Source organism: Catonella sp. (assembly GCF_057250765.1).
In genome coordinates this window covers 61444-85196 of the sequence record NZ_DBHIEC010000008.1, presented here as the reverse complement: position 1 = coordinate 85196, position 23753 = coordinate 61444, and the positions used below count along the sequence as shown (strand labels likewise).

The window sequence follows — 23753 nt, the reverse complement described above, 5'->3', positions numbered from 1 at the left end:
ATGATTTTGGTTAATTAAGGAGAAAGTAGATATGAGTAAATTGCCGAAAACATTTTTGATTGGAGCATCAACAGCAGCACATCAGGTAGAAGGAAATAATATTCACAGTGATTACTGGGCAATGGAGCAGATGGAACATACAAGTTTTAATGAGCCTTCTTTGGATGCCGTAGATCATTATAACCGTTACGAAGAGGACATTAAGCTTATGGCAGAGGCGGGCTTAAATGCTTATCGTTTTTCTATTGAATGGGCGAGAATTGAGCCGAAATGCGGTAAGTTTGATGAGACAGAAATTGCACACTACCGAAAAGTCTTAGAGTGCTGTAGAGCAAATGGAATCGAGCCAATCGTAACTATGCACCACTTCACATCCCCAAAATGGCTGATAGCACAAGGCGGTTGGGAAAGTGAAGAAACCATTGGTGCTTTTGCAAAATATTGCGCTTATGTGACAGAACAGCTTGGTGATTTGATGCATTATGTATGTACTATCAATGAGGCAAATATGGGACTACAGGTTGCAGCAATTGCAAAGCGTTATATGAAACAGATGCAGGCAGCTGCTGCAAAAAGTGAAGCAGAGCGAAAGGAAGAACGTGCAAAAGCAGAAAGCTCTGTTCAGGTGGGTATCAACCTTGAAGCGAATCCAATGATGGAAAAAATGAAAAAACAGGCAATGGAAAATGCTGTAGTATTTGGAACACCCCAGCCACAGACTTTTGTCAGCCAGCGGACAGAAGCAGGAGATATCCTTGTTATGAGGGCACATCAGGCAGCAAAGGAAGCGATGAAGGCGATAAAGCCGGACCTTCAAATTGGTATTACTTTATCACTACACGATATTCAGTCACAGGAAGGCGGAGAGGAAGAGGCAGCAAGAGAGTGGGAAGAAGAGTTTATGCGCTATCTGCCATATATTAAAAATGATGATTTCTTCGGACTTCAAAATTATACACGTACCTTAATGGGAAAAGATGGTTCTCTGCCCTGTCCTGAGGGCACCGAAACGACACAGATGGGTTATGAATTCTATCCGGAAGCACTTGGAAATGTGATTCGAACCGTACATAAGAGTCTTTCTATTCCAATTATGGTTACGGAAAATGGAATTGCAACGTCAGACGATAACAGACGTGTGGCATTTATTGAAAGAGCTTTAAAGGGTGTCGAGGACTGTGTTGCAGATGGAATCAAAGTCATCGGATATATGCACTGGTCATTACTGGACAATTTTGAGTGGCAGAAAGGATTTTCCATGACCTTTGGATTGATTGCAGTAGACAGGACAACACAGACCAGACATCCGAAAGAAAGTCTTAAAGTACTGGGCAGTTATCGCAAATAGTGAGAAAGAAATATATGAAAATAGAGAAAATTCTATTATGAATATAGAAAAGTAACAGAAATTAAAAATGGAAGTTTGCTCGTAAGGGTAAGCTTCTTTTTTGTGTAGAATAATATTGCAGAGTATCCATCCCCCGTATGGCATTATGAGGGAGAAAAATGTATAATAGAGGTCGAAATACCGTGCAATATGAAGGCAAAGGTAATCCTCACTGACGGAAGCGAGTATGTAGTGGAGCCCGGAAAGAAAGTATTTGAAGAAATAATGAAAGATGCATAACAAAGATAAAGGCTTATCACCTGAGTCTGAATCAAACAAATTAATTCACCATATTTAGCCTATACTCATTAGGTGACATGCCGTATTTTTCACGGAATTTTCTGTGGAAATAACTGCTGTTGTCATAGCCTACGGCAGCCATTATTTTTTCGACGGTAAGTGTACTTTGCTTCAGCAGGAAAACAGCCTGCTGGAGCTTTCTTTCTTGTAAGAGCTCTTTAAAATTCTTGTTTAAGTGTTTCTTTAATAAACGGCTCACAAAATAGGCCGGTTCATTAATTTCGGCTGAAATTTCAGTTAGGGTGCCATTCTTATATCTGGTTTCTATATATTTTAACACTGTAAATATCATATTTTCATCGTATCTGTCTGGTAGTCCCTTATTTATATTTTCTGCAAAGGCGGAAAGATTCATAAGCAATAGCCCCATGGTGGTCTGTACTATACTGTTTGTACCAGGATGCTTCTCGTATATTGTCCATATCATGTTTTCAAGGAGATTCTGTACAGGTAGGATGTCCTTTGCTGAAAGATGAAGGAAGCTAAGCAATGAATCGCCGCCTGAAAGGGTGGAGAGAAGAAAATCACGGAGCACATTTTCTTCTTGCATCATTGAAAAAGATACATTGAAGAATTCTGGTAGGATTACAAAATTAACTGCAATATCAGACTCTGCAGCAGGAAGGATCTCTTGGGTTGCATTTTGATTTAAGAAGAGGAGGTCACCTTCTTTTAGCACTATGGTTTCCTTATCATTTATGATATGTGTAGTGCTACCACTGCACATATATACGAGCTCTACATAGTTATGACTATGCTTTGGGAAGTGTACAAAACGGGTATGAGGGCGCAGCTCTATAAGCCTCCCCTTATCAAGCAGCTTACTGCTATCAACTATGAACTGTCCGCCCATAGCCTCTGTATAAAACTCTGTGCGGACCTGGTCTCTTCCGCCTAAGTACTGTTCCTCTTCAGGAGTAATTTTTTTCAATCTATCTAGAAGTTCTTTTCTCATATTACCCACCTTTTATCTGCAAATAAGGTCCCTATTCTTTGCATGAAATGACCTACAAATATTGATAAGAATATTATAAGATAAATATATAAATATACAAGTGGAAACTATAAAAAATCAAATAGTGTACTCACACAAGCTAATTCGCTATCATTAAACTTGTTGAAAATACAATAAGTAAGCATTTTTGAAAAATAGAGTGAGTACAAAGTACTGTTGCAAACTTGGTTTATTACAGCGATTAAATGATGAGGTTTACTTATATCAAAGAAAGGGTGATGGTTGCAAATGAAGTATTGGGTTGCTATAGACATTGGAGCGTCTGGAGGAAGGCACATATTAGGCTATCTAAAAGATGGGAAAATAATCACTGAAGAAGTGTATCGCTTTCCCAATGCTCTTAAAGAAAAAGATGGTAGGCTTTGCTGGGATGTAGACGAGATTTTTGACCATATCATTAAAGGGCTTGCAAGATGTAAGGATATAGGCAAGATTCCTTCATCAATAGGCATAGATACCTGGGGAGTAGATTTTGTTCTGATTGATAATGCTGGCAAGAGAATAGGAGATGCTGTAGGTTATAGGGATGGACGCACCAAGGGAATGGATGAAGAGGTATATAAAATCATTTCTGAGATAGAGCTTTATAAGAAGACGGGAATACAAAAACAGATCTTCAACACGATTTATCAGCTGATGGCAATTAAGAAAAACTCTCCTGAATATCTTAAAGAAGCAGAAAGGCTCTTGATGATACCGGAGTATTTTAACTACCTATTAACAGGAAAATCTGTATCAGAATACACCAATGCCACTACCACTCAGCTTGTAAACTGTGAAACAGGAGAATGGGACGAGGATATAATTAAAAGGCTAGACTATCCTAAGAAAATATTTGGCAAGCTTTACCTGCCTGGAAGCCCTGTAGGCATATTGAAAAAGGAAATACAAGAAAAAGTGGGATATAGTGCTGAAGTAATTCTTGTAGGAACTCACGATACGGCTTCTGCGGTTATGGCTGTGCCAACTGATAAAGATGGTGCTGTGTATATTAGTTCCGGAACCTGGTCATTGATGGGGACGGAGATAGCAAAGGCTGATAACTCAGATGAGAGCAGACAGATGAACTTTACCAATGAAGGCGGTTATGACAGGAGATATCGTTACTTAAAGAATATAATGGGACTTTGGATGATTCAAAGTGTGAGAAAAGAAATAGCCTCCGATATGGATTTTGGAGAAATATGTGAAAAAGCTTCAAAGGCGGACATCTCTTCACTTGTTGACTGCAATGATGCAAGGTTTTTAGCGCCAAAGAGTATGACAGAGGAAATAAAAAAGAGTTGTAAGGAAAGCGGACAGAAGGTACCTTACGGTATAGCCGAAGTTGCCTCTGTGATATACAACAGTCTTGCAGATTGCTATGTAAAGGCTTTAAGAGAGTTAGAGGAAAGAAGGGGAGAAGAATATAAAGGAGAGATATATGTAGTTGGAGGAGGTTCTAAAGCTGAGTATTTGAATGAGCTTCTTGCAAAGAAGTCAGGAAGGGTAGTGAAGGCAGGTCCTTCTGAGGCTACTGCTATAGGCAATTTGTTAGCCCTAATGTTAGCAGACGGAGCTGTAGCCGGTTTGTTTGAAGCCAGAAAGATGATAGAGAATTCATTTGAAATAAATACATATTTACCATAAACATCATAAGAGAAAAGGAGATAGACTATGTTAGTAGAGACAAAGGCAAAGGCGGGGGTTTTTTCCATAGCACTTGGAGCTTATTTGGAGCAGTTTCCAGCTCTTAGAGAGGAATTTTTATCACAGTATGAGGACTTCAAGAAGAGCCTTCCTGATACCGTTGAGGTAGTAGACGGAGGGATGATTACTACAAAGGAAGAGGCTATGGTGGCAGGAGATAAGTTCAGGGCGGCTGATGTAGATATTGTATTCTTACAGATGCTTACTTATGCCACCTCTTACAATGTGCTTCCTGTGGTTAGAGACCTGAATGTTCCTGTGGTGGTTGTCAATATCCAGAAGATGAAGGCACCTGACTACAAAAAGACTGATATTCCTACTTGGCTTGGAACCCTCTATGCCTGTGGCGCAGTGGGTGAAGCAGCTGCAGACCTTGAAAGAGCAGGGAAGAGATATGCGGTAGTGACAGGAGTGGCTGAAGGTGGAGACGCGGAAGTAGCAAAGGAAATCAGTCAGTGGTGCAAGGCTGCTCAGGTTAGAAGGAGATTTAGACAGACCAACATAGCACAGATAGGACGTCCATATCCCGGAATGATGGATTTGTATATAGATGAAACCAACCTCTACAACAGAATGGGGCTTTACACAAAGCAGTTTGACTGGGAAGATATGTGGTGTATGGCTGACGATATCACAGACAAGGAAGAAATAGAGAATAAAGCAAGGGAAATCCTCGATACCTTCGAGATAGAAGGTGGAGGAAGTATAGAAAAGGTCTGGGAAATGGCTAGATATGTGGTTGCCTTTGAAAGATGGGCAAAGAAAGAAAGCTTAGCCCTCGTAGCCTCACATTATGCAGGTAAGGCTACAGGACAGGCAGGCATACTTGATTCTATGCTTATTCCTGCATTCTCTATGCTTATCAAGCAGGGAACTGCCTGTGCAGTAGAGGGAGATATTAAGGTAGCTATGGCTATGAGCATACTTAAGACGATAGCAGGTACAGGGCAGCTCTCAGAAATGTACTCGATAGATTTTAACAAGGATATATGTATAATAGGTCACTCTGGTTCTGGAGATGCTGATATATCTAAGGCTCATAAGCCTACTATGAAGATAGTTGAAGTCTTTCATGGTAAGGTGGGCGGCGGTTATCTTACCCAGTTTTATCCTCCTGCAGGAGATGTAACCTACCTTGCCATCACTCAGGACAAGGATGGTAAGTTCAAGTTTGTAGTAGCAGAGGGAGTGAATGAAGAGGGAGACATCTTTACCTTTGGAGATACCAACATGAGAACCAGGTTTAGCTGTGGTGCGAGGGAATTTGTAAATCGTTGGAGTGAGGCAGGTCCTACCCATCATATGGCAGCAGCCATAGGAAGGCATACAGATGTCATACTTAAGGTGGCAAAGATATTAGATATACCGGTAGAAGTGGTAACAAGATAAAATGATAAGCAAAAAGTATGAATAAGTATCTATAATTATAAAAGATGGGCAAAATATAAAAATTAAATTAAATATTGGTGAATGGAAAGAGGAAAATGATGAGATTTTTAGATGCAGAATTTGTAAAAGGCTTTATGAGAATGGCAACTGACGGCTGGAATATGGGCTGGCATGAAAGAAACGGAGGCAACCTCTCTTACAGGGTTAAACCTATTGAAGTAGAGGAAGTAAAGGAAGAGCTAAGTCCTAGAGAGTGGAGGGAGATAGGAACTGAGGTCCCTCACCTTGCAGGAGAGTATTTTCTTGTGACAGGCTCAGGAAAGTTCTTTAGAAATGTAGCAGATAGACCCGAAGACTCTATCTGCCTTATAGAGCTTGATGAAAAGGGTGAGAAGTACCGCCTCCTATGGGGACTTGTAAATGGCGGAAGGCCTACATCTGAGCTTCCAAGCCATCTTATGAGCCACGAGGTAAAATTCCTTAAGAATCCTGATTACAGGGTAATATATCACACGCATACTACTAACATCATTGCCCTTACCTTTGTGCTACCTCTGGATGAGAAGGTATTCACAAGAGAACTATGGGAAATGGCTACAGAGTGCCCTGTGGTATTCCCTGACGGAGTAGGGGTGGTGCCTTGGATGGTTCCCGGTGGACGCGAGATAGGAGTAGAAACCTCCGAGCTTATGAAGCAGTATGACATTGTAATCTGGGCTCATCATGGCATATTTGTAGCAGGTACCGATTTTGATATTACCTTCGGTCTTGCTCATACCGCTGAAAAATCAGCTGAGATTCTTGTAAAAACTCTGTCAATGAGTCCAAATAAGCTTCAGACAATTACTCCACAGAATTTCAGAGATTTGGCTGTTGACTTTAAGGTAACACTGCCTGAGAGATTTTTGTATGAAAAGTAGTGCTTCGTTGACAGTTGTCTTTTTCCTATAAAAATGCTAAAATGAAATAATGGTTAATGTGTAAATCACTTTGATTTTACTGTTAAAAAGGCCATCTTGCAGATACCCCGTCCTTTTATAGAGGATGGGGATTTGCAAGATGTTTTAATTAAATAAAGTATGAGGAGAGTTGTAATGAAGAAGATATCTGTTGTGATAAAAGAAGCAGTTGAGAATGCTTTTGTAGACTTAGGCTACGATAAAAAATACGGAATGGTTAGTATATCTAACAGGCCTGACCTCTGCCAGTACCAGTGTAATGGGGCTATGGCAGCAGTTAAGGAATATAAGAAGGCTCCACTTGTTATAGCAGAAGAGGTGGCAGATAAACTGAAGCTCTCTGAAGAAGGAAAGATATTTGAGAAGATAGAGGCAGTGAAACCTGGCTTTATTAATCTTACACTTAAAGATGAGTTTTTGGCTGACTATGTAAATGAAATGGGAGGTAATGACAACTTTGGCTATGAGACAGAGGGGAAACCAAAGAAGATAGTGATAGACTATGGCGGCCCTAATGTGGCTAAGCCTTTACACATAGGACATCTCCGTTCTGCAATTATCGGAGAGAGTATAAAGCGAACTGAGAGATTTGCAGGAAATGAGGTTATAGGTGACGTACACCTTGGTGACTGGGGACTTCAGATGGGACTCATTATAACCGAGTTAAAGCATAGAAAGCCTGAGCTTGTTTACTTTGATGAGAGCTTTACCGGAGAATATCCTAGTGAGGCTCCATTTACCATAGGTGAACTTGAGGAAATCTATCCTGCTGCAAGTGCCAGGTCAAAGGAAGACGAGGAATACAAAAACGAGGCTCTACAGGCTACAGCCCTTTTACAGAGTGGAAATAGGGGATATCTGGCACTTTGGAACCATATTTTGTCTGTGTCTGTGGCAGACCTTAAGAAGAATTATGAGAACCTCAATGTAAGCTTCGACCTTTGGAAAAAAGAAAGTGATGCACAACCCTACATACCTGATATGGTAGAGAAGATGAAGGCTGATGGCTTTGCACATACCAGCGAGGGCGCTTTGGTAGTAGATGTGGCTAGGGAGGATGATAAGAAGGAAGTGCCTCCTTGCATCATCCTTAAGTCAGATGGTGCTTCTCTTTATAGCACTACAGACCTTGCTACAATTGTAGAAAGAGTTAAGCTTTTTAACCCTACTGACATCCTCTATGTGGTAGATAAAAGGCAGGAAATGCACTTCGAACAGGTATTTAGAGCAGCTAAGAAGACAGGAATTGCACCTCCTGAGCTTAACCTTACATTTTTAGGCTTTGGTACAATGAATGGCAAGGACGGAAAACCTTTTAAAACCAGAGAGGGCGGTGTAATGAGGCTTGAGAGGCTCATTGCCGAGATTACTGAGGAAGTGGAAGCTAAGATGGCTGACAGGGAAATGGATGAAGAGACCAAGCATACTGTGGCAAGGCAGGTTGGACTTGCGGCGCTTAAGTATGGTGATTTATCCAATCAGGCGAGCAAGGACTATATTTTTGACCTTGACAGGTTTGCTTCCTTTGAGGGAAATACAGGACCATACATCCAGTATACAGTCGTTAGAATCCGCTCCATCCTTGATAAATTTTTAGCTGAAAAAGGCATAACAAAGGCAGAGCTTGACAGCTTCTTTGCAGATAAGAAGTTGGTTAAGGCAGCTACGGTCTCAGAAAGAGAGCTGGAGCTTGTTATTGCGAAATTTTCAGATATGATAAGCCTTGCTGCGGCAGAGTATGCACCCCATAAAATCTGTGCCTACATCTATGAAGCCGCTAACTGCTTCAGTGCATTTTACCATGAGAATCACATACTTACTGAGCAGGATGAAGCAAGAAAACATTCACTCTTAAAGCTGTCATACATTACTGAAAAAATCATCGTAAAATGCCTTGACTTGCTTGGTATAGATGCCCCAGAGCGTATGTAGATAGTGCAGAATTAAGAAGAAATCAATGTAGTTTGGTATAGACACCACTGATCTCATGTAGGTAATACAGATTAGATAAAGGAGAAATCAATGTCATTTGGTATAGAGAAGCTGATAGTCTATAGAAACCTCGTTAATGATGAGATTCTTAAGGAAACAGCGGATATCATCAGGGAATTTGAAGCTGATGCCACGGACAGGGATGAACTTATAAGCCGTATTTATAACTGTATCAACAAACTCCTTGCGGTAAGTACTGAGAACGGCTTTGATCATAATCTATGGCAGAACTACCTTACCTACCTCCTTGTTATGGATGAAAACCCATTTGCACTTTCCTGTGAGAAAGAGGGAGACAGGGGAGGAAGCGTTGTAAGCTTTGTGCTTGGCGACTTTGCCATTATAAAAGGGCTTTTTCACTATGACTTTACAAAGGCCCAAGAGGAGCTTGGAATTAACTGCTTTAGCGTGATTACTAACTATAAAGCCATCAAAAAGGCAGATACAAGGATAAATAAAAATGTATCAGACAAGGTAAAGGACTTGTCCCGTCTGTTAAATGCGGCAAAAGATGAAAATGAATTCTACGAGAGAGTTACTGAGTTTTATAAGACATTTGGTGTCGGAAAGTTTGGTCTTAACAAGTCGTTTAGGATATCTGAAAAGGATGGCAGCATTATTCCGATTACCAATACTGTGGAAATAAAGCTTCACGAGCTGGTCGGATATGAAATACAAAAAGAGAAACTGATAGCCAATACCAAAGCCTTTGTGGATGGAAAGAGAGCCAATAACTGTCTCCTATATGGAGACGCAGGTACAGGCAAATCTTCAAGTGTAAAGGCTGTGCTTAACAGGTTCTACCCTGACGGACTTAGGATGATAGAGATATATAAGCATCAGTTTGTCTATCTTTCGGAGATTCTGTCTCAGATAAAGAACAGGAATTACAGATTCATCATCTATATGGATGACCTTTCTTTTGAAGAGTTTGAGACTGAATACAAGTACCTAAAGGCTGTGATTGAGGGCGGACTTGAGGTAAGGCCTGAAAATGTACTCATATACGCCACCTCAAACAGAAGGCATCTGATAAGAGAGCTTTGGAGTGACAGGACGGATATGGAGCATAACCAGGACGTACATCACTCTGATACGATGCAGGAGAAGCTTTCTCTGGCAGACAGATTTGGTATAACCATAGGTTATTTTGCACCAAATCAGAATGAATATTTTGATATAGTTTCAGGGATTGCGGGCGAGTATCCGGAGCTTAAACTAGATGAGGAAGAGCTTCATAACGAGGCAAGGAAGTGGGAGATAGCAAATGGCGGACGCTCGGGAAGAACTGCCAGACAGTTCGTGGACTATCTCCTTGGAAGTAAACAAAGCGGTGGTATAGATGAAAAAGAGAAGAATAATAGTTAATCTGCTTTTATTTCTCTTAGTTTTTGAGATGGTGCTCTCTAGGGGGATGGTCATAAAGGCGGCCATACCCGAGGGAGAGAATATGGTAAGGGTTGGACTTACAAAAGAGTATTATAATAAACCGTCTATAAGGCTAGATAATTCTGTTCTGAAAATAGGCTTTTCAAAGCAGGATGTTTACTATCAGGCAGATGTGCTACGGAGTAATACAGGGATAAGCATATCAAGGGATTATGGCTCTTACAATGTCTATGGAGGAAGCTTTACAACCTACGCTAAGGCTGCTTCAGAAGCGGCTAACTTAAAAGCCTTTAACAAAACCCTTACTGCAGTTCCTGCCCTTATCGACCTTGATAAAAACGGCAGGGGAGTGTGGAAGCTCTACGATGCTTATTCTGCCGATGCTTCGCTTAATACCAATGATGTGTATCAGGTGGCTTCAAAAAATAAGAGCAGTAAGTATCTTTTGTCAGTGAATATAGGAAGCAGCAGATTTTTAGTGGATGTGAAGGAGGCAGGTGCCAATCCCCAGTTTGAACCGTTAAACAGGGCTGAGGGTGTGTCTGTGAACAACGAAAAGCGCTACAGAGGCAGGATTGAGGTAGGTACCTATGGAAGAAGCGGGGTGACTCCCGTCAATGTGGTAAATCTGGAAGAGTATATAAGGGGCTCAGTTCCCCTTGAAATGAGCCACAGCTGGAATATATCAGCACTCAAGGCACAGGCTGTATGTGCAAGGAGCTTTGGTGCAGCAGTCTCAGGCTTTGGTTCAGATGGCGATATTATAAAGGGGTATAAGCTAACCGATACCATTTCTCATCAGTCTTACGGTGGTATGAAGGCTGAAGAAAAGGAGACAGATAAGGCCTGTAAGGATACTGAGAATGAGTTTGTAACTTACAAAAACAAGGTAGTAAAGACAACTTATTTTTCTACATCAGGTGGATATACGGAGAGCTCTGAAAATGTCTGGGGAGGTAAGAAGCCCTGGCTTAGGTCGGTACCTGATCCTTATGAGAACAAACCTGAGAAAAAGCCTTGGACTATTGGCTATACCAGGGCGGAACTTCAAAATATGCTAAGAGGCTATGCTGCAAAGAAGGGAGTAAGTCTTGGAAGCATTGAAAAGCTTACGATAACAAACAGGTCAAAGTCGGGCAGGGCACTTTCACTTCTTGTAAAAGGCAGCAGAGGAAGGCTGGTACTCAATAAGCAGGAGATAAGAAAGGCCTTTAACCTCTATAGTACGAAGATAAATATCTATTCTGCTTCTGACTCGGTTAGAAGTCTTAGCTTAGATGGTGGAAAAGTAAAGGGTGACTTTATATTTTCAGGAAGCGGATACGGACACGGAGTAGGACTTAGCCAGTCAGGGGCAAGAGGAATGGCAGAGGCAGGCTATGGCTACAAGAGAATAATCATGTATTACTTTACCGGTGTTGAGGTACACTAAAAGCGTAACGAAAATTTGATGTTTTCATTACGCTTTATTTCTTTATATATTATATTATTCTGAAGCTTCACCAAAGTCAGACTCTGCATAATCAGAACCCTCATCAGCACTTGGAAGCTTCCTTACTCTAACCTTCTCTATTCTTCTATGGTCAACAAATTCAATTAAGAAGGAAAGAGAGCCGTCTGTAATTGCATCACCTTTATCAGGAAGTCTTTCAAAAAGCTCAATAAGCTTACCTGCGATGGAGTCATAGTCGTCTGATTCGTATTCAGTGCCAAAGAACTCGTTGAAGTCATCAAGTCTGGTAGAGCCAAGAACCATGTACTCATCCTGGTCTAATTGAACTATATCATCTACTTCGTCACCGTCATACTCGTCACGAATCTCTCCGACTATCTCTTCAAGCAGGTCTTCAAGAGTAATGAGACCTACAGCGGCACCGTACTCATCAAGCACTATACACATTGAAAGCGAAGATTTTCTCATTTCTATGAGAAGTTCAGAGGTCTTCTTAAACTCATAGGTAAAGTTAGCCGGACGTAGAATCGACTCGATCTTAAACCCTTGTTTATCACCCTTGTAAAAAGCCACATCTTTCAGGTAGACTATACCGATTATGTTATCGTAATTCTCCTGATATACCGGAAGTCTTGAGTATTTATCCTTTTCAAAGGCAAATAAAAGCTCATCATAGCTGATATCGTCATTTATCATATACATATCAACCCTAGGCACCATTACATCTTTAACCAGAGAATCACCAAAGTCAACCACGTTGGTTATCATTTCTTTCTCTTCGTTCTCGATGATACCCTCCTCGTGGCTTACTTCCACATAGGTTAAAAGCTCATTTTCGGTAATTCCTGTAGTTATCTTGTCAGGATCGATGCCAAAGATTTTAAGTATTCCGCCTGATACCAAATTTAAGAGAAATACCAGCGGTGTAAACAACTTCATTAAAAACAGCAGTATAGGTGCGTAAGCAAGAGAAAGCTTCTCTGCGTGGATAGATGCAATCGTCTTTGGGAGAACTTCTCCGAATACAAGTATAACCATAGTGAGGATACCTGTACCTATACCGACGTAGACATTTCCAAATAGCCCAAGCACAAAGGTGGTTGCAAGAGCAGAAGCTGAAATATTTACCACGTTGTTGCCTATTAGCACCGTGCTTATAAACTTCCTCGAATCCTCGGTTATTTTCGCTACAAGAGCAGCATTCTTAACCTCTTCTTCTACCATAGAACGGATTCTAATCTTGTTTACCGATATTATTGCTGTTTCAGCCGATGAAAAAAATGCTGAAAGCAGAACTAGCACAAAAAGCACGATAATATTTATCGCGTCACTGGGGTCCAAATCATCATCTCCTTAGTTAAATAATTTTAAAATAGTGCAAAAATACCCCTATATCATACTAGAATAAAGGGTTTCTGTCAAGAGTACTAGACAAATTAGAGTAAATGATTTACACTATAACAGATATTGCATACAGCAAAGAAGTTATAACTAAAGCTGGTATGATAAATGTAAAAAAGTCGTATGACAGGTAAATTAGGAGTTTTAATATGTTAGCAAGTGAATTATTGGCTTACATAAAAGTTAAGAAAATCTATGGTGATATAGAAAACATCGATATAAAATATATTTCACAGGACAGCAGAGATATAAAAGAAGGAACTGCTTTCATCTGTATAGAGGGAAGCCAGGTAGATGGACACACCTTCGTAGAAAGTGCGGGAGATAAGGGGGCTAGCCTCTTCATCGCAAGTAAAGATATCTCTGATAAGGCGGGAAATACCCCTGTGGTATATGTGAAAGACACCTTGAAGGTGATGGCGCTTTTGTCAAACGTACTCTTTGGAGAGCCTAGTGAAAAGCTCTTCATGGTAGGTATAACGGGTACCAACGGGAAGACTACTACGAGTTACCTGATTAACCATATTTTTGAGGAAAGTGGACAAAATACCGGACTGATAGGAACCATTCATCATAAGATAGGAAAGAAGGTTATTCCTACCAAGAATACCACACCGGTATCAGTTACCCTTCAGGGTCTGTTAAAGGATATGGTAGAGGAAAACTGTGACTCCTGTATTATGGAGGTTTCGTCCCACGCACTTGCGCTTGACAGGGTGATTGGCTGTGATTTTGATGTAGCGGTATTTACCAATCTATCCCATGAGCATCTGGACTTACATAAGACAATGGAAAACTATGCCCGCACCAAGGAGCTTTTGTTTACGCAGCTTGGGCATACTGTTAAAAACGGGAGATTAAAGACAGCGGTACTAAATATAGATGATGAGCACTCGAGGGAATACAGACTCCATACTCCTGCAGAGGTGATTACATACGGAATAAATGATAAAAGTGCAGATTTTTATGCGGACAATATAAGCTTTGATGACTGGAAGATGAAGTTTGATTTGCATTTTTTAGGCGATGTATATAAGATAGAGACCCACCTGGTTGGCGTATTTAATGTTTACAATGTGCTTGCGGCTATATCTGCTGCCTATGCGAAAGGAATAGGGATTGAAGAAAGCGCCAAAGCCCTGAAGAGCTTCACCGGAGTCGGAGGAAGGATGGAAGTTCTTCATACGGACAAGGGCTATAAGATAATTATAGACTTTGCACATACCCCTGATGGACTCTTAAATGTGCTTGAAACTTTAATCAAGGTGCCGCATAAGAGGATAATTACCCTCATAGGGCATAGCGGTGGCAACAGAGACTCCAGTATGAGACCGGATTTGGGGAGGATTGCCCTTGAGAACTCAGACGAGGTTGTATTTACGGCTGACAACCCTAGAAATGAGAGCATAGCCCACATTGTAGAGGGCCTCATTTCAGATTGTGATAAAACAAATTACACTGTAATAGAAGATAGAAAAGAAGCCATTGAACACGCCTTAAAGATGGCAGGTGAGGGAGATATAGTACTGCTTGCAGGTAAAGGGGTTGAGCCTTATCAGGTAATAGGAAACGAATATCTGCCATACAGCGAGATAGACACGGTAAGAGAGATTCTTGGCAGGATGTAAGGAGAGAATATGTGTGGATTTGTAGGATTTTGCAGTAAGGATGTAAAAGATAAAAATGTAATAAAAGAGATGAATAACCAGATTATTCACCGTGGTCCTGACAGTGATGGTTATTATTTTGACAAAGATGTTAACTTTGGCTTTAGAAGACTTAGTATCATTGACTTACACGAGGGTTCTCAGCCTATATTAAATGAAAGCGGCGATACAGCCATCATATTTAACGGAGAAATCTATAACTATCAGGTGCTTAGGGAAGACCTTGTGGCTAAGGGCTACAAGTTTAAGACACATACGGATACTGAGGTTATCTTGCATGGCTATGAAGAATACGGCGAAGAGGGAATTTTAGCTAAGCTTCGCGGGATGTTTGCTTTTACTATCTGGGATAGTAAGAAGGAGAAGCTCTTTGGTGCAAGAGACCACTTTGGTATCAAGCCTTATTATTATGCTTTACTTGATGGAGACTTCCTCTTTGGCTCAGAGGTTAAGTCCTTCCTTAAGTTCCCGAAGTTTAAGAAGGAAGTAAACGAAAAGGCACTTAAGCATTATCTGGTTTTCCAGTACAATCCTCTAGAAGAGACTTTCTTTAAGGGAGTTAAGAAGCTTAGGCCGGGGCATTATTACATATACGAAAATGGGAAAATGGAGATAAAGACCTACTATAATCTTACTCTTGATTATAAGGACATGACCTTTGATGAGGCTGTGGGCAAGATAGAAAAAGAGGTAGAAGAGTCGGTTAAATACCATAAAATCAGTGATGTAGAGGTAGGCTCCTTCCTCTCAGGTGGAGTGGACTCAAGCTATGTGGTTGCAACTGCTTTGCCTGACAAGACATTTTCAGTGGGCTTTGACAACAAGGGCTTTAATGAAACTATGTACGCAAAGGAGCTTTCGGACAGCCTTGGCATTAAAAACTTTGCAAAGCTGATTACTCCTGATGAATTCTTTGAAGGCATCAATAAGGTGCAGTATTATTCTGATGAGCCGCACGCAAACCTTTCCTCAGTGCCTCTATACTTCCTCTCAAAACTTGCATCTGAGCAGGTAAAGGTGGTGCTCTCAGGAGAGGGTGCTGACGAGCTTTTTGCAGGCTACAATGACTATGCAGATGCACTCCCTCAGAGGATGTATAGGAAGCTTCCTTTTAGCCTTAGACATAAGCTCTACTTGAAGTACAAGGATAGGAAGCATTTTAGGGGCCAGACCATCATATTGAAATACGGTCAGAAGGTTGAGGACAGATATATAGGGCCTGCAGAGATTATGACGGATGAACTTGCGAATTCCCTTGTCACCTCTAAGTATAAGAATGCTGAGACCTCAAGGGATTTGACTAAGAAATACTATGACGAAGTTAAAAATATGGATGATGTCTCAAAAAGGCTTTATCTGGATATGAAGATGTGGATAGTAGAGGACATCCTTCTTAAAGCTGACAAGATGACTATGGCAAATTCCATCGAGCTTAGAGTGCCTCTTCTTGACAAAAAGATGTGGGAGCTTGCAAGAACCATCCCTGTTAAGCATAAGGTTCATAATGAGATAACCAAGTATGCTTTTAGAAGGGCAGCCAAGAATAAACTTCCGGAAGACTGGGCAAAGCGCAGGAAGCTTGGTTTTGTCGTGCCTTTTGTGTTATGGATTAAGGAAGAGAAGTATTATAAAATAGTAAAGGAAATCTTTAACAAAGACTTTGTAAGTGAGTTCTTTGATAAAGATAAGATAAACAAGCTCTTAGATGACCATTTTAACGGCATAACCAATAACGGACGTAAGGTATATACTATCTATACCTTCTTAAAATGGTATGAAATCTACTTTAAAGGAGCGGCAGCATAAGACTTGTAAGAAGGCAAATAGCAGCAATGCTGCACTGTAAGGAGCTATACTTTTGGTATTAACATCAATATATACGAGGTAGAAGCAATGAATAAGGCAGTAGTATTAGGATGCAATTATTATATCGGACTTAGCGTAATTAGGTGCTTGGGCAGGGAGGGCGTTCACGTCGTAGCTTGTGACTACGACTTAAAGAATGCTTATGGAGCAAAGTCCAAGTTCGTATCTGAATTCTTAAAGATTGATAATCTGAACAAGTTCGGAGAAGAAGCCTTTACCGGTCTTGTGGAGTATGGAAAAAAGCAGTCAGAAAAGCCTGTTCTTTTGCCGACACACGATAAGTATGTGGAATTCATAGACAAATACTATGATGAGCTTTCACAGTACTACTTAATCAGCCAGGCAAAGGGGCTTAATTCCAAGCTTCTTGACAAGTGGACCTTACACGATATAGCTCTTGAAAATGGAGTGAAAATCCCTGCAACCATCAGCGTAAACGATGAGAATCTTGTGGAAAAGGTAAAGAATGAAGTAGGTTTTCCTTGTATAATAAAGCCCTTTGATACAGTTAAGTTCACCAAGGTATTTAGAAACAAGGTATTCATCTGCAAGAATCTTGAGGAGATGGAAGCAGGCATCAAAAAGGCAAAGGATAATGACATTGAAATCTTTGTACAGGAGATAGTACCGGGCTTTGATGACTGTATGCTGACCTACGATTTTTATATTGCAAGGAGTGGAAAGACCACCCATTATTTAACTGCACAAAAGCAGCGCCAGTGGCCTATTAACTTTGGTGCTTCAGTATTTACTATCCAGAAATACAACCCAAAGCTTGTTGAGATATCAAAGCCTTTCCTTGAGAATATAGGCTATAGGGGCTTTGGAGAGATAGAGTTTAAGAGGCACGAAAAGACAGGAGAGATTTACCTCATTGAGATAAATGCAAGAACAACCAACTTTAACAACATGATATATAAATGTGGTATCAATATGCCTTACATTGCTTATCTTGACCTTACAGGAGGATTAAAGGAGAGTGACACCAAGTTCATAAATTATAATACAAGATATGCGTTTATATATGGTTTTGAGGATATAGTTGCCATCCTTAGGTATAAGAAGACAGGGCAGGTAGGCATCTTAAAGTCCTTAAGGATATCCTTTTCAAGAAAATGGGCTCCTGCCATCTTTGCCACAGATGATATGGCACCTTGGTTCTTCTTTAACAAACGACTGCTTGGCAAAGCCTTTAAGAAGATATTTAGGAGGAAATAGTGTATAAATTAGGAGTTATCGGAGGCATGGGGCCTTTGGCTACAGTAAGCTTTTATGAGAGAGTTGTGCTTAATACAGCAGCTAAGTGTGACAATGAGCATATAGACATGGTGGTTTTAAGCCATGCATCCATGCCTGACAGAACGAAATGCATTATTGAAAATAAAGGCGGAGAGTTTTTAGAGGTTATAAAGAAAGATTTTAAAATACTTGAGGATATAGGTGTAGAGGCGGTTGCAATTCCCTGCAACACAAGTCACTATTTCTTTGATGAGTTTAAGAAGTTTACCGGTCTTAGGATAATCAACATGATAGAGGAGACTATCCTTGAGGTTAAGAAAAGAGGAATAGAGAAGATTGCTGTTTTTGGAACTCTTGGTACCCTTAACTCTAAGGTATATGAGAAATATGCCAATCAGCATGGTCTTCTTGTAAAGGAAGTATCTCCAGAGGATAAGCAGGCAGTTATGGATATTATCTATGATATCAAGGAAACTAATTGTCTGGACGGGCGAAGGTTTGTGGATATACTTAGCAGGTATTGTGATGATGAAACCGTAGGCATAATAGCCTGTACAGAGCTAAGCCTCCTTGATATTCCACGGGATATTAATACAATCGATGCCTTAGATGTATTGGTTAAGAGAAGCATTGAACTAAGCGGAGCGGTGGTGAAGTAAATCTTACTTTTTATCAGCCCCTACATAGTTGCCAAGCAGAGTAAAGCTATCAGCTTCAGCCTTAAGACCTGTGATGGCGTTTATTACTCCTGCATCATTTAAGTTGCCGTCAAAGTCAACGAAGAAACGGTACTGCCAGCGTCTCTTAGGTATAGGCCTTGATTCTATATTTGTCATATTGATATTGTTGTATATGAAGTTTGAAAGTATGCTGTAAAGTGAGCCGGTTTTATGAGGTATCTCAAAGCTGATGCTAATTTTATCTGCATTTTCAAGGTAGTTACCGCCTTTTCCTATTACTATGAAGCGGGTAGCGTTAAGGGTGTCATTGGCAATATTTTCTGCAAGCACCTTAAGCCCGTAGAACTCTGCATTTGCCCTACTTGCAATGGCGGCTTGGTTTATCTTGCCGTCATTTTTTACCTTTAGTGAGCTTTTTGAGGTGCTTCCATAGGCAAAGGTATTCCAGTCAGGGTACTGTAAGAGGAAGTTAGAGCACTGCAGCAGTGGCTGAGGGTGTGAATATACCTCTGTTATGTCAACGAGGTTTGCCGAAGGAAGTCCTAAGAGAGCATGATCGATAGGCTCAATTGCCTCTCCTAATATATGAACCTCATACTCCATAAGTAAGTCGTAGATATCTGATATGCTTCCTGTGGTGGAGTTCTCAATAGGAAGCACACCATACTCTATACTTCCATTACCTACAGCCTCACAGACCTTCTTAAAGCTATCAAAGGATTTCGCCTTGGTATCATTTCCAAAGAAGTCCTTCATAGCCCTTTCAGTATAGGTACCGCTGCCCCCAAAGAAGCCTATGTTATCTGATGAATAAGAAGTAACGGAGGAAGAAGTTTTGGATACGTCTGCAATCTTCCTGTACTGATACTTGCGGCTTATTGACATAATCTGAGTAAATAACTCTCTGAGTGCTGTTTTGCTAAAATCATCCTTGCCAAAGCCCTCTATAACCTCGAGTTTTTCTTTTTCACGGACAGCATCATATACAGGCTTTCCTGTGGCTATTTTATAGTTGGCAACATCATCTGCAAGCTTCATTCTCTCGCTAAATAAGGAGATTATCTTACTGTCTATTTCATCTATTTTTACCCTTGTTTCGCTTAAATCTATCATTGGTCATCCTTTCAATATTAATAATCACCTTTAATTATATTGAAATAGATTCAAAAGGCAAGTATAATTGTAATGATAAGGAAGTGTACACCACGTACTCATATGACAGGGAGGCAATAGATGCAAAAGAGAAAACTGGGAAGCATAAAGTCCAATATACTGCTGCTTTTAGTTTTGGTGACAATAGCTACTATATTTGTGGTAGCAAAGTATTCGGGCAGAGTTATACCAAATGTCGAGGGAGCAGTTGGCAACACAGCCTGTAACCTATACAATGGAGGACTTTTCTGTGCTGATGATGACAGGATTTATTTTAGTAACCTAAACGATGGCGGGGCACTTTATTCGATGTCTAAAGACCTCGCTGACTTCGAGTATATGCAGGAAGACACAGTCGGTTACATCAATAATACGTCAAATTATGTGGTATATTCGAGGCTTAACTATACAAGAAATGACAGCGTGAAGCATGTACTGCAGTTTTCCTATTCAGGTATATACAGGGTGAATAAAAAGGGAAGCCACTCAATAGGAGGCATATATGCCTATGATGTGGGTGCCGTAAGCCTTATAGGCAATGAGGTATACTACCAGAAACACGAAAAGGATGGCAATATGAATCTTTACCGTGCAAGCCTTGATGGTAAGAAGGATGAACTCTTGCTTGAAGAAAAGGTTGTACCTGGAACACTTACAAGTACCAAGATATACTATGCTGGAGCTGAGGGAGACCATTATATATATTCTTTTGATCCTGATTCAAAGCAGAAAGTGGTTATATATAAGGGAAACTGCTATCAGCCTGTACTAATAGGCGGCAATATCTACTTCATCTCACTGTCTCAGAACTATAACATAGCCAAAATAGATGAGCTTGGACAGAATCCTACCATACTTGTAGAGGAGAAATGTTCATATTACAATGTAACTCCTGATGAACAGTATATAGTTTATCAGGTAGATGACGGGAAGAAAAACAGGCTTGAGGTTATGGATCTTTCTACGCGTAAAAAGACAGTTGTCAAGGAGGGAGACTACAACGGTATAAGCATAATCGGAGACAGGGTGTTCTTTAGGGAGTTTGGAACTGATGACGAATACTATTTTTCGTTAAATGCACCGGATGTGGTGGAGAGTTTTAATCCGCCTGACCTTACTGAAGACAAGAAAAAATAAGGAGGAAAGACAATGGAAGTGATGAATGATAAGGAAAGAGAAGAAGAAGTAAAGAAGCAGATAAGGAGTCTCAGGCGCATAGCCTTAGCTATCTTCATTGTACCTATGATTATCTTTCTTATCATCTTTGCATTTTTAATAAAAACCAAGGCTGCTGATTATGACTATGATAAGCGCTTTGGGGTATTTATAGGAATTGATAGAAAAGACATAGACAAGCTTAATGACTATCAGACAGTGATTATAGATGCAGAGCTTTTTACTAAGGCTGACATTAAAAAGCTAAAAAAAGCGGGTAAGAAGGTATATACCTATCTAAGCATAGGCTCACTTGAGGACTATAGGCCTTACTATAAGAAATTCAAGAACTTGGCTCTTTCTGAATACGAGGGCTGGAAGGGTGAGTACTGGGTGAATGTAGCTGATAAGGGCTGGCAGAAAGAGATGCTAAGGCTTGCTAAGGCATATAAGAAAAAGGGAGTTGACGGCTTCTTTATAGACAATACAGATGTCTACTATCAGCATAAGAAGAACAGTATGTATAAGGGGCTTGTTAATATACTAACAAGCATAAAGAAGATGAATACCGCTCTTATAATAAATGGCGGAGATGAATTCGTGACAAAATATCTTAAAGAGAATAAAAGTCTTAAAAAGATAGCTGATGGAGTAAACCAAGAGGAGGTATTCTCACTTTTGGACGGAGAAAATTCGGGTACTCAGAAAGAGGATGTGACAAAGTATTATACGGATTATCTTACGAAGCTTTCCAAAAAAGGAGTTCATATTTACCTTACTGAATACGTGGAAAATGATGATGAACTAGAGGAGAAGATAGCTAAATACTGCGAAAAACGAGGTTGGGATTACTATATTTCAGATGATTTAAAACTTGACTAGAAATCACATTTAGTTCAAAAGTCCTTCACAAAGTCAACACAAATAAACTTTATTATAATGACATAACAAATGAGACAGATGTTTTAAGTGTTAAAAATAATAAAAATTAAATTGTGTATCTAAGGAGGCAAATTATGGACAATTATAACGGATTGAATGAAAACACAAATAATAACCAAACTAATAACGGTTATTATGGAACCTACCCTGTAAACGATGGAAACCCAAATGGCAGCGGACATGGAAATAATGTTAAGAAGAAAAAGAAATCCCATCCGATGGCATTTGTGCTTGTAGCGGCACTTCTTATCGGTGGTTCAGCAGGAGGCGGAGTTTACCTTGGTAATATGCTCTCAGCAAAACAGGCCGTGGCAAATAAAGCCTTAGAGTCTACCGCTACTGCAAAAGAAGCAGAAACTAAGAACACAGTGACTCTTGCTACTACGAAGGATAGTGGAAATGAGGTTGCAACTGCTTCAGATGTTTCGGGAGTAGTTGAAAATGTAATGCCATCTATAGTCTCTATAAGTAACGTGTATGACACTGTTGCAACCAACGTATTTGGTCAGACATACAAAGGCCAGAGTGGTGGAAGTGGCTCAGGTATCATTATCGGACAGAATGATAATGAAGTGCTTATAGTAAGTAACAACCACGTAACTAAAGCAGAGACAGGTGCTAAAAATCAGAAGATAACAGTTACATTTAATGATGAGACTACTGCTGAAGCAACAGTTAAAGGTGCAGATGCAGGTGCAGACCTTTCAGTACTTTCAGTAAAGATGTCTGATATAAAGAAAGACACCCTCTCAAAGATAAAGGTTGCTACCATAGGTGATTCTTCAAAGCTTAAGGTTGGGCAGATGGTTATAGCCATTGGTAATGCACTAGGTTACGGTCAGTCAACCACAGTTGGTTATGTAAGTGCTCTAAACAGAGAGATAGCTGATGAAGACTATACTATGAAGCTCATCCAGACAGATGCAGCCATCAACCCTGGTAACTCAGGCGGTGCCCTACTTAATGCTAAGGGTGAGGTTATCGGTATCAACTCTGTAAAGTATGCTGATGAAAAGGTAGAAGGCATGGGCTTCTCCATCCCTATCTCAACAGCCCTCCCTATAATTAACGACCTTATGAACAGAGAAGTAATTCCTGAGAATGAGCAGTCTTATCTTGGAATTATGGGCAGGGATATAACAAAGAACTACAACCAGATTTACGGTATGCCTATAGGTGTATATATTACCAATGCTACAAAGGGCAGCCCTGCTGAAAAGGCCGGACTTAAGATGGGTAATATAATTACAGGCTTTAACGGAGTAGAGGTTAAGACCATGGCTGAGCTTCAGTCAAAGCTCTTATCTGTTAAGGCAGGAACAGTGGTTAAGCTTACCATAATGCAGTATGTAAACGGACAGTATGTGGAGAAGGAGGTTCAGGTAACCTTAGGTAACAGGTCTGAACTTAAGAATTCTAATTCTAAGTCCGAGGACTCTTCAGAGTATCGTAACAACAACGATAATAACAATAACAGCAATGGAAATAACGGAAATGACGGAAGCAACGAAGGTGGAAACAACTATTTTGAATCACCATTTGGCGGCTCAGACGGTGGCTCAGAGGAGAATCCTTTTAACTTCTTCTTTAACCACTAAATATTAATTGATAGACTGCAGAACTTGCGGAGAACCATGTGTTTCATGGTAATTCTCCTTTGATAACTGCCACATATACAGATAATATGTGTATGTGGCACTTTTTTATATGATAGGAAATTTCTCATAAATTACCTATCACATAAAAATCTCTCCGAGGGCTCGAACTGCTGCGGATATGTAGATGCCGCTATCGACACTGTAGGCGGTGAACCAAGCAAGGTAGATTCTTTATTATGTGAATTGCATGTAAATGTGTATGCAATTTATACAAATAAGATAAATTGTTGAACTTATAAAAAACTGCAAAAACTTGTTGACTATAGTGAAGGACTGTGGTATACTTCTTTCTGCAAGTGAGGTGCCAAACACAATCCTTGTAATAAGCGCGAGTGGCTCAGTTGGTGGAGTACAACCTTGCCAAGGTTGGGGTCGCGGGTTCGAGTCCCGTCTCGCGCTCTTTATTATTTTAAAGAATTG

The 23753-nt window shown here is 40.3% G+C and carries 17 protein-coding genes and 1 tRNA gene; 15 read left to right on the top strand and 3 right to left on the bottom strand.

The genetic code is table 11. The features are described from left to right. Positions 1–31 precede the first annotated feature (31 nt). Entirely contained in the window at positions 32–1348 is a 1317-nt protein-coding gene (locus tag ACO6HM_RS05885) for a glycoside hydrolase family 1 protein (protein WP_485390203.1), read from the top strand. A 319-nt stretch (positions 1349–1667) separates the two neighbouring features. Here the strand turns inward: ACO6HM_RS05885 and ACO6HM_RS05880 are convergent, their stop codons facing one another. After that, a complete protein-coding gene (locus ACO6HM_RS05880) occupies positions 1668–2642 on the bottom strand; it encodes an AraC family transcriptional regulator (protein WP_485390202.1) in 975 nt (324 codons plus the stop codon). A gap of 288 nt (positions 2643–2930) precedes the next feature. Here ACO6HM_RS05880 and rhaB point away from each other — a divergent pair, with 288 nt between their 5' ends. From rhaB to ACO6HM_RS05850, 6 genes are all read left to right on the top strand, one after another. Next, positions 2931–4331 (top strand): rhamnulokinase, encoded by a 1401-nt coding sequence (gene rhaB / locus ACO6HM_RS05875; RefSeq protein ID WP_485390201.1) that lies wholly within the window; start codon positions 2931–2933, stop codon positions 4329–4331. Positions 4332–4358: 27 nt separating this feature from the next. Continuing rightward, on the top strand, positions 4359–5780 hold the full coding sequence (locus ACO6HM_RS05870) for an arabinose isomerase (protein ID WP_485390200.1): 1422 nt from the start codon (positions 4359–4361) through the stop codon (positions 5778–5780). A 98-nt stretch (positions 5781–5878) separates the two neighbouring features. Next, positions 5879–6700 (top strand): rhamnulose-1-phosphate aldolase, encoded by an 822-nt coding sequence (gene rhaD / locus ACO6HM_RS05865; protein ID WP_485390199.1) that lies wholly within the window; start codon positions 5879–5881, stop codon positions 6698–6700. Between the two features lie 174 nt (positions 6701–6874). Next, positions 6875–8671 (top strand): arginine--tRNA ligase, encoded by a 1797-nt coding sequence (gene argS / locus ACO6HM_RS05860; protein WP_485390198.1) that lies wholly within the window; start codon positions 6875–6877, stop codon positions 8669–8671. A 90-nt stretch (positions 8672–8761) separates the two neighbouring features. Continuing rightward, complete coding sequence (locus ACO6HM_RS05855; protein WP_485390197.1) at positions 8762–10099, top strand: ATP-binding protein; 1338 nt, start codon at positions 8762–8764, stop codon at positions 10097–10099. Then, a complete protein-coding gene (locus ACO6HM_RS05850) occupies positions 10074–11552 on the top strand; it encodes a SpoIID/LytB domain-containing protein (protein WP_485390196.1) in 1479 nt (492 codons plus the stop codon). Before ACO6HM_RS05855 ends, ACO6HM_RS05850 begins: the two co-directional genes overlap by 26 nt. Positions 11553–11606: 54 nt before the next feature. Here ACO6HM_RS05850 and ACO6HM_RS05845 read toward each other — a convergent pair whose 3' ends face one another. Further along, positions 11607–12914 carry an HlyC/CorC family transporter gene (locus ACO6HM_RS05845; protein WP_485390195.1) on the bottom strand — a complete coding sequence of 436 codons (1308 nt, stop codon included), beginning with the start codon at positions 12912–12914 and terminating at the stop codon, positions 11607–11609. A gap of 209 nt (positions 12915–13123) precedes the next feature. On the opposite strand from ACO6HM_RS05845, the gene ACO6HM_RS05840 reads away from it, so the two are divergent. The 4 genes from ACO6HM_RS05840 (at position 13124) to ACO6HM_RS05825 (ending at position 18405) form a co-directional block, all read left to right on the top strand. Continuing rightward, positions 13124–14602, top strand: coding sequence for a UDP-N-acetylmuramoyl-L-alanyl-D-glutamate--2,6-diaminopimelate ligase (locus tag ACO6HM_RS05840; protein WP_485390194.1), 1479 nt, complete (start codon positions 13124–13126; stop codon positions 14600–14602). A gap of 9 nt (positions 14603–14611) precedes the next feature. After that, positions 14612–16447, top strand: coding sequence for an asparagine synthase (glutamine-hydrolyzing) (gene asnB / locus ACO6HM_RS05835; protein WP_485390193.1), 1836 nt, complete (start codon positions 14612–14614; stop codon positions 16445–16447). Positions 16448–16534: 87 nt separating this feature from the next. Next, positions 16535–17725 (top strand): carboxylate--amine ligase, encoded by a 1191-nt coding sequence (locus ACO6HM_RS05830; RefSeq protein WP_485390192.1) that lies wholly within the window; start codon positions 16535–16537, stop codon positions 17723–17725. Then, positions 17725–18405 (top strand): aspartate/glutamate racemase family protein, encoded by a 681-nt coding sequence (locus ACO6HM_RS05825; RefSeq protein ID WP_485390191.1) that lies wholly within the window; start codon positions 17725–17727, stop codon positions 18403–18405. The genes ACO6HM_RS05830 and ACO6HM_RS05825 overlap by 1 nt, the downstream gene beginning before the upstream one ends. 3 nt (positions 18406–18408) lie before the next feature. Here ACO6HM_RS05825 and pheA read toward each other — a convergent pair whose 3' ends face one another. Continuing rightward, positions 18409–19539: a prephenate dehydratase gene (gene pheA / locus ACO6HM_RS05820; protein WP_485390190.1), complete on the bottom strand. Its 1131-nt coding sequence runs from the start codon at positions 19537–19539 to the stop codon at positions 18409–18411. A gap of 120 nt (positions 19540–19659) precedes the next feature. Here pheA and ACO6HM_RS05815 point away from each other — a divergent pair, with 120 nt between their 5' ends. From ACO6HM_RS05815 to ACO6HM_RS05800, 4 genes are all read left to right on the top strand, one after another. Next, positions 19660–20715: a DUF5050 domain-containing protein gene (locus ACO6HM_RS05815; protein ID WP_485390189.1), complete on the top strand. Its 1056-nt coding sequence runs from the start codon at positions 19660–19662 to the stop codon at positions 20713–20715. A 12-nt stretch (positions 20716–20727) separates the two neighbouring features. After that, positions 20728–21615 (top strand): glycoside hydrolase family 191 protein, encoded by an 888-nt coding sequence (locus tag ACO6HM_RS05810; RefSeq protein ID WP_485390188.1) that lies wholly within the window; start codon positions 20728–20730, stop codon positions 21613–21615. Positions 21616–21749: 134 nt separating this feature from the next. Further along, complete coding sequence (locus ACO6HM_RS05805) at positions 21750–23273, top strand: S1C family serine protease (protein WP_485390187.1); 1524 nt, start codon at positions 21750–21752, stop codon at positions 23271–23273. A gap of 386 nt (positions 23274–23659) precedes the next feature. Beyond that, positions 23660–23732, top strand: a tRNA-Gly gene (locus ACO6HM_RS05800). The last annotated feature ends 21 nt before the right edge of the window (positions 23733–23753 follow it).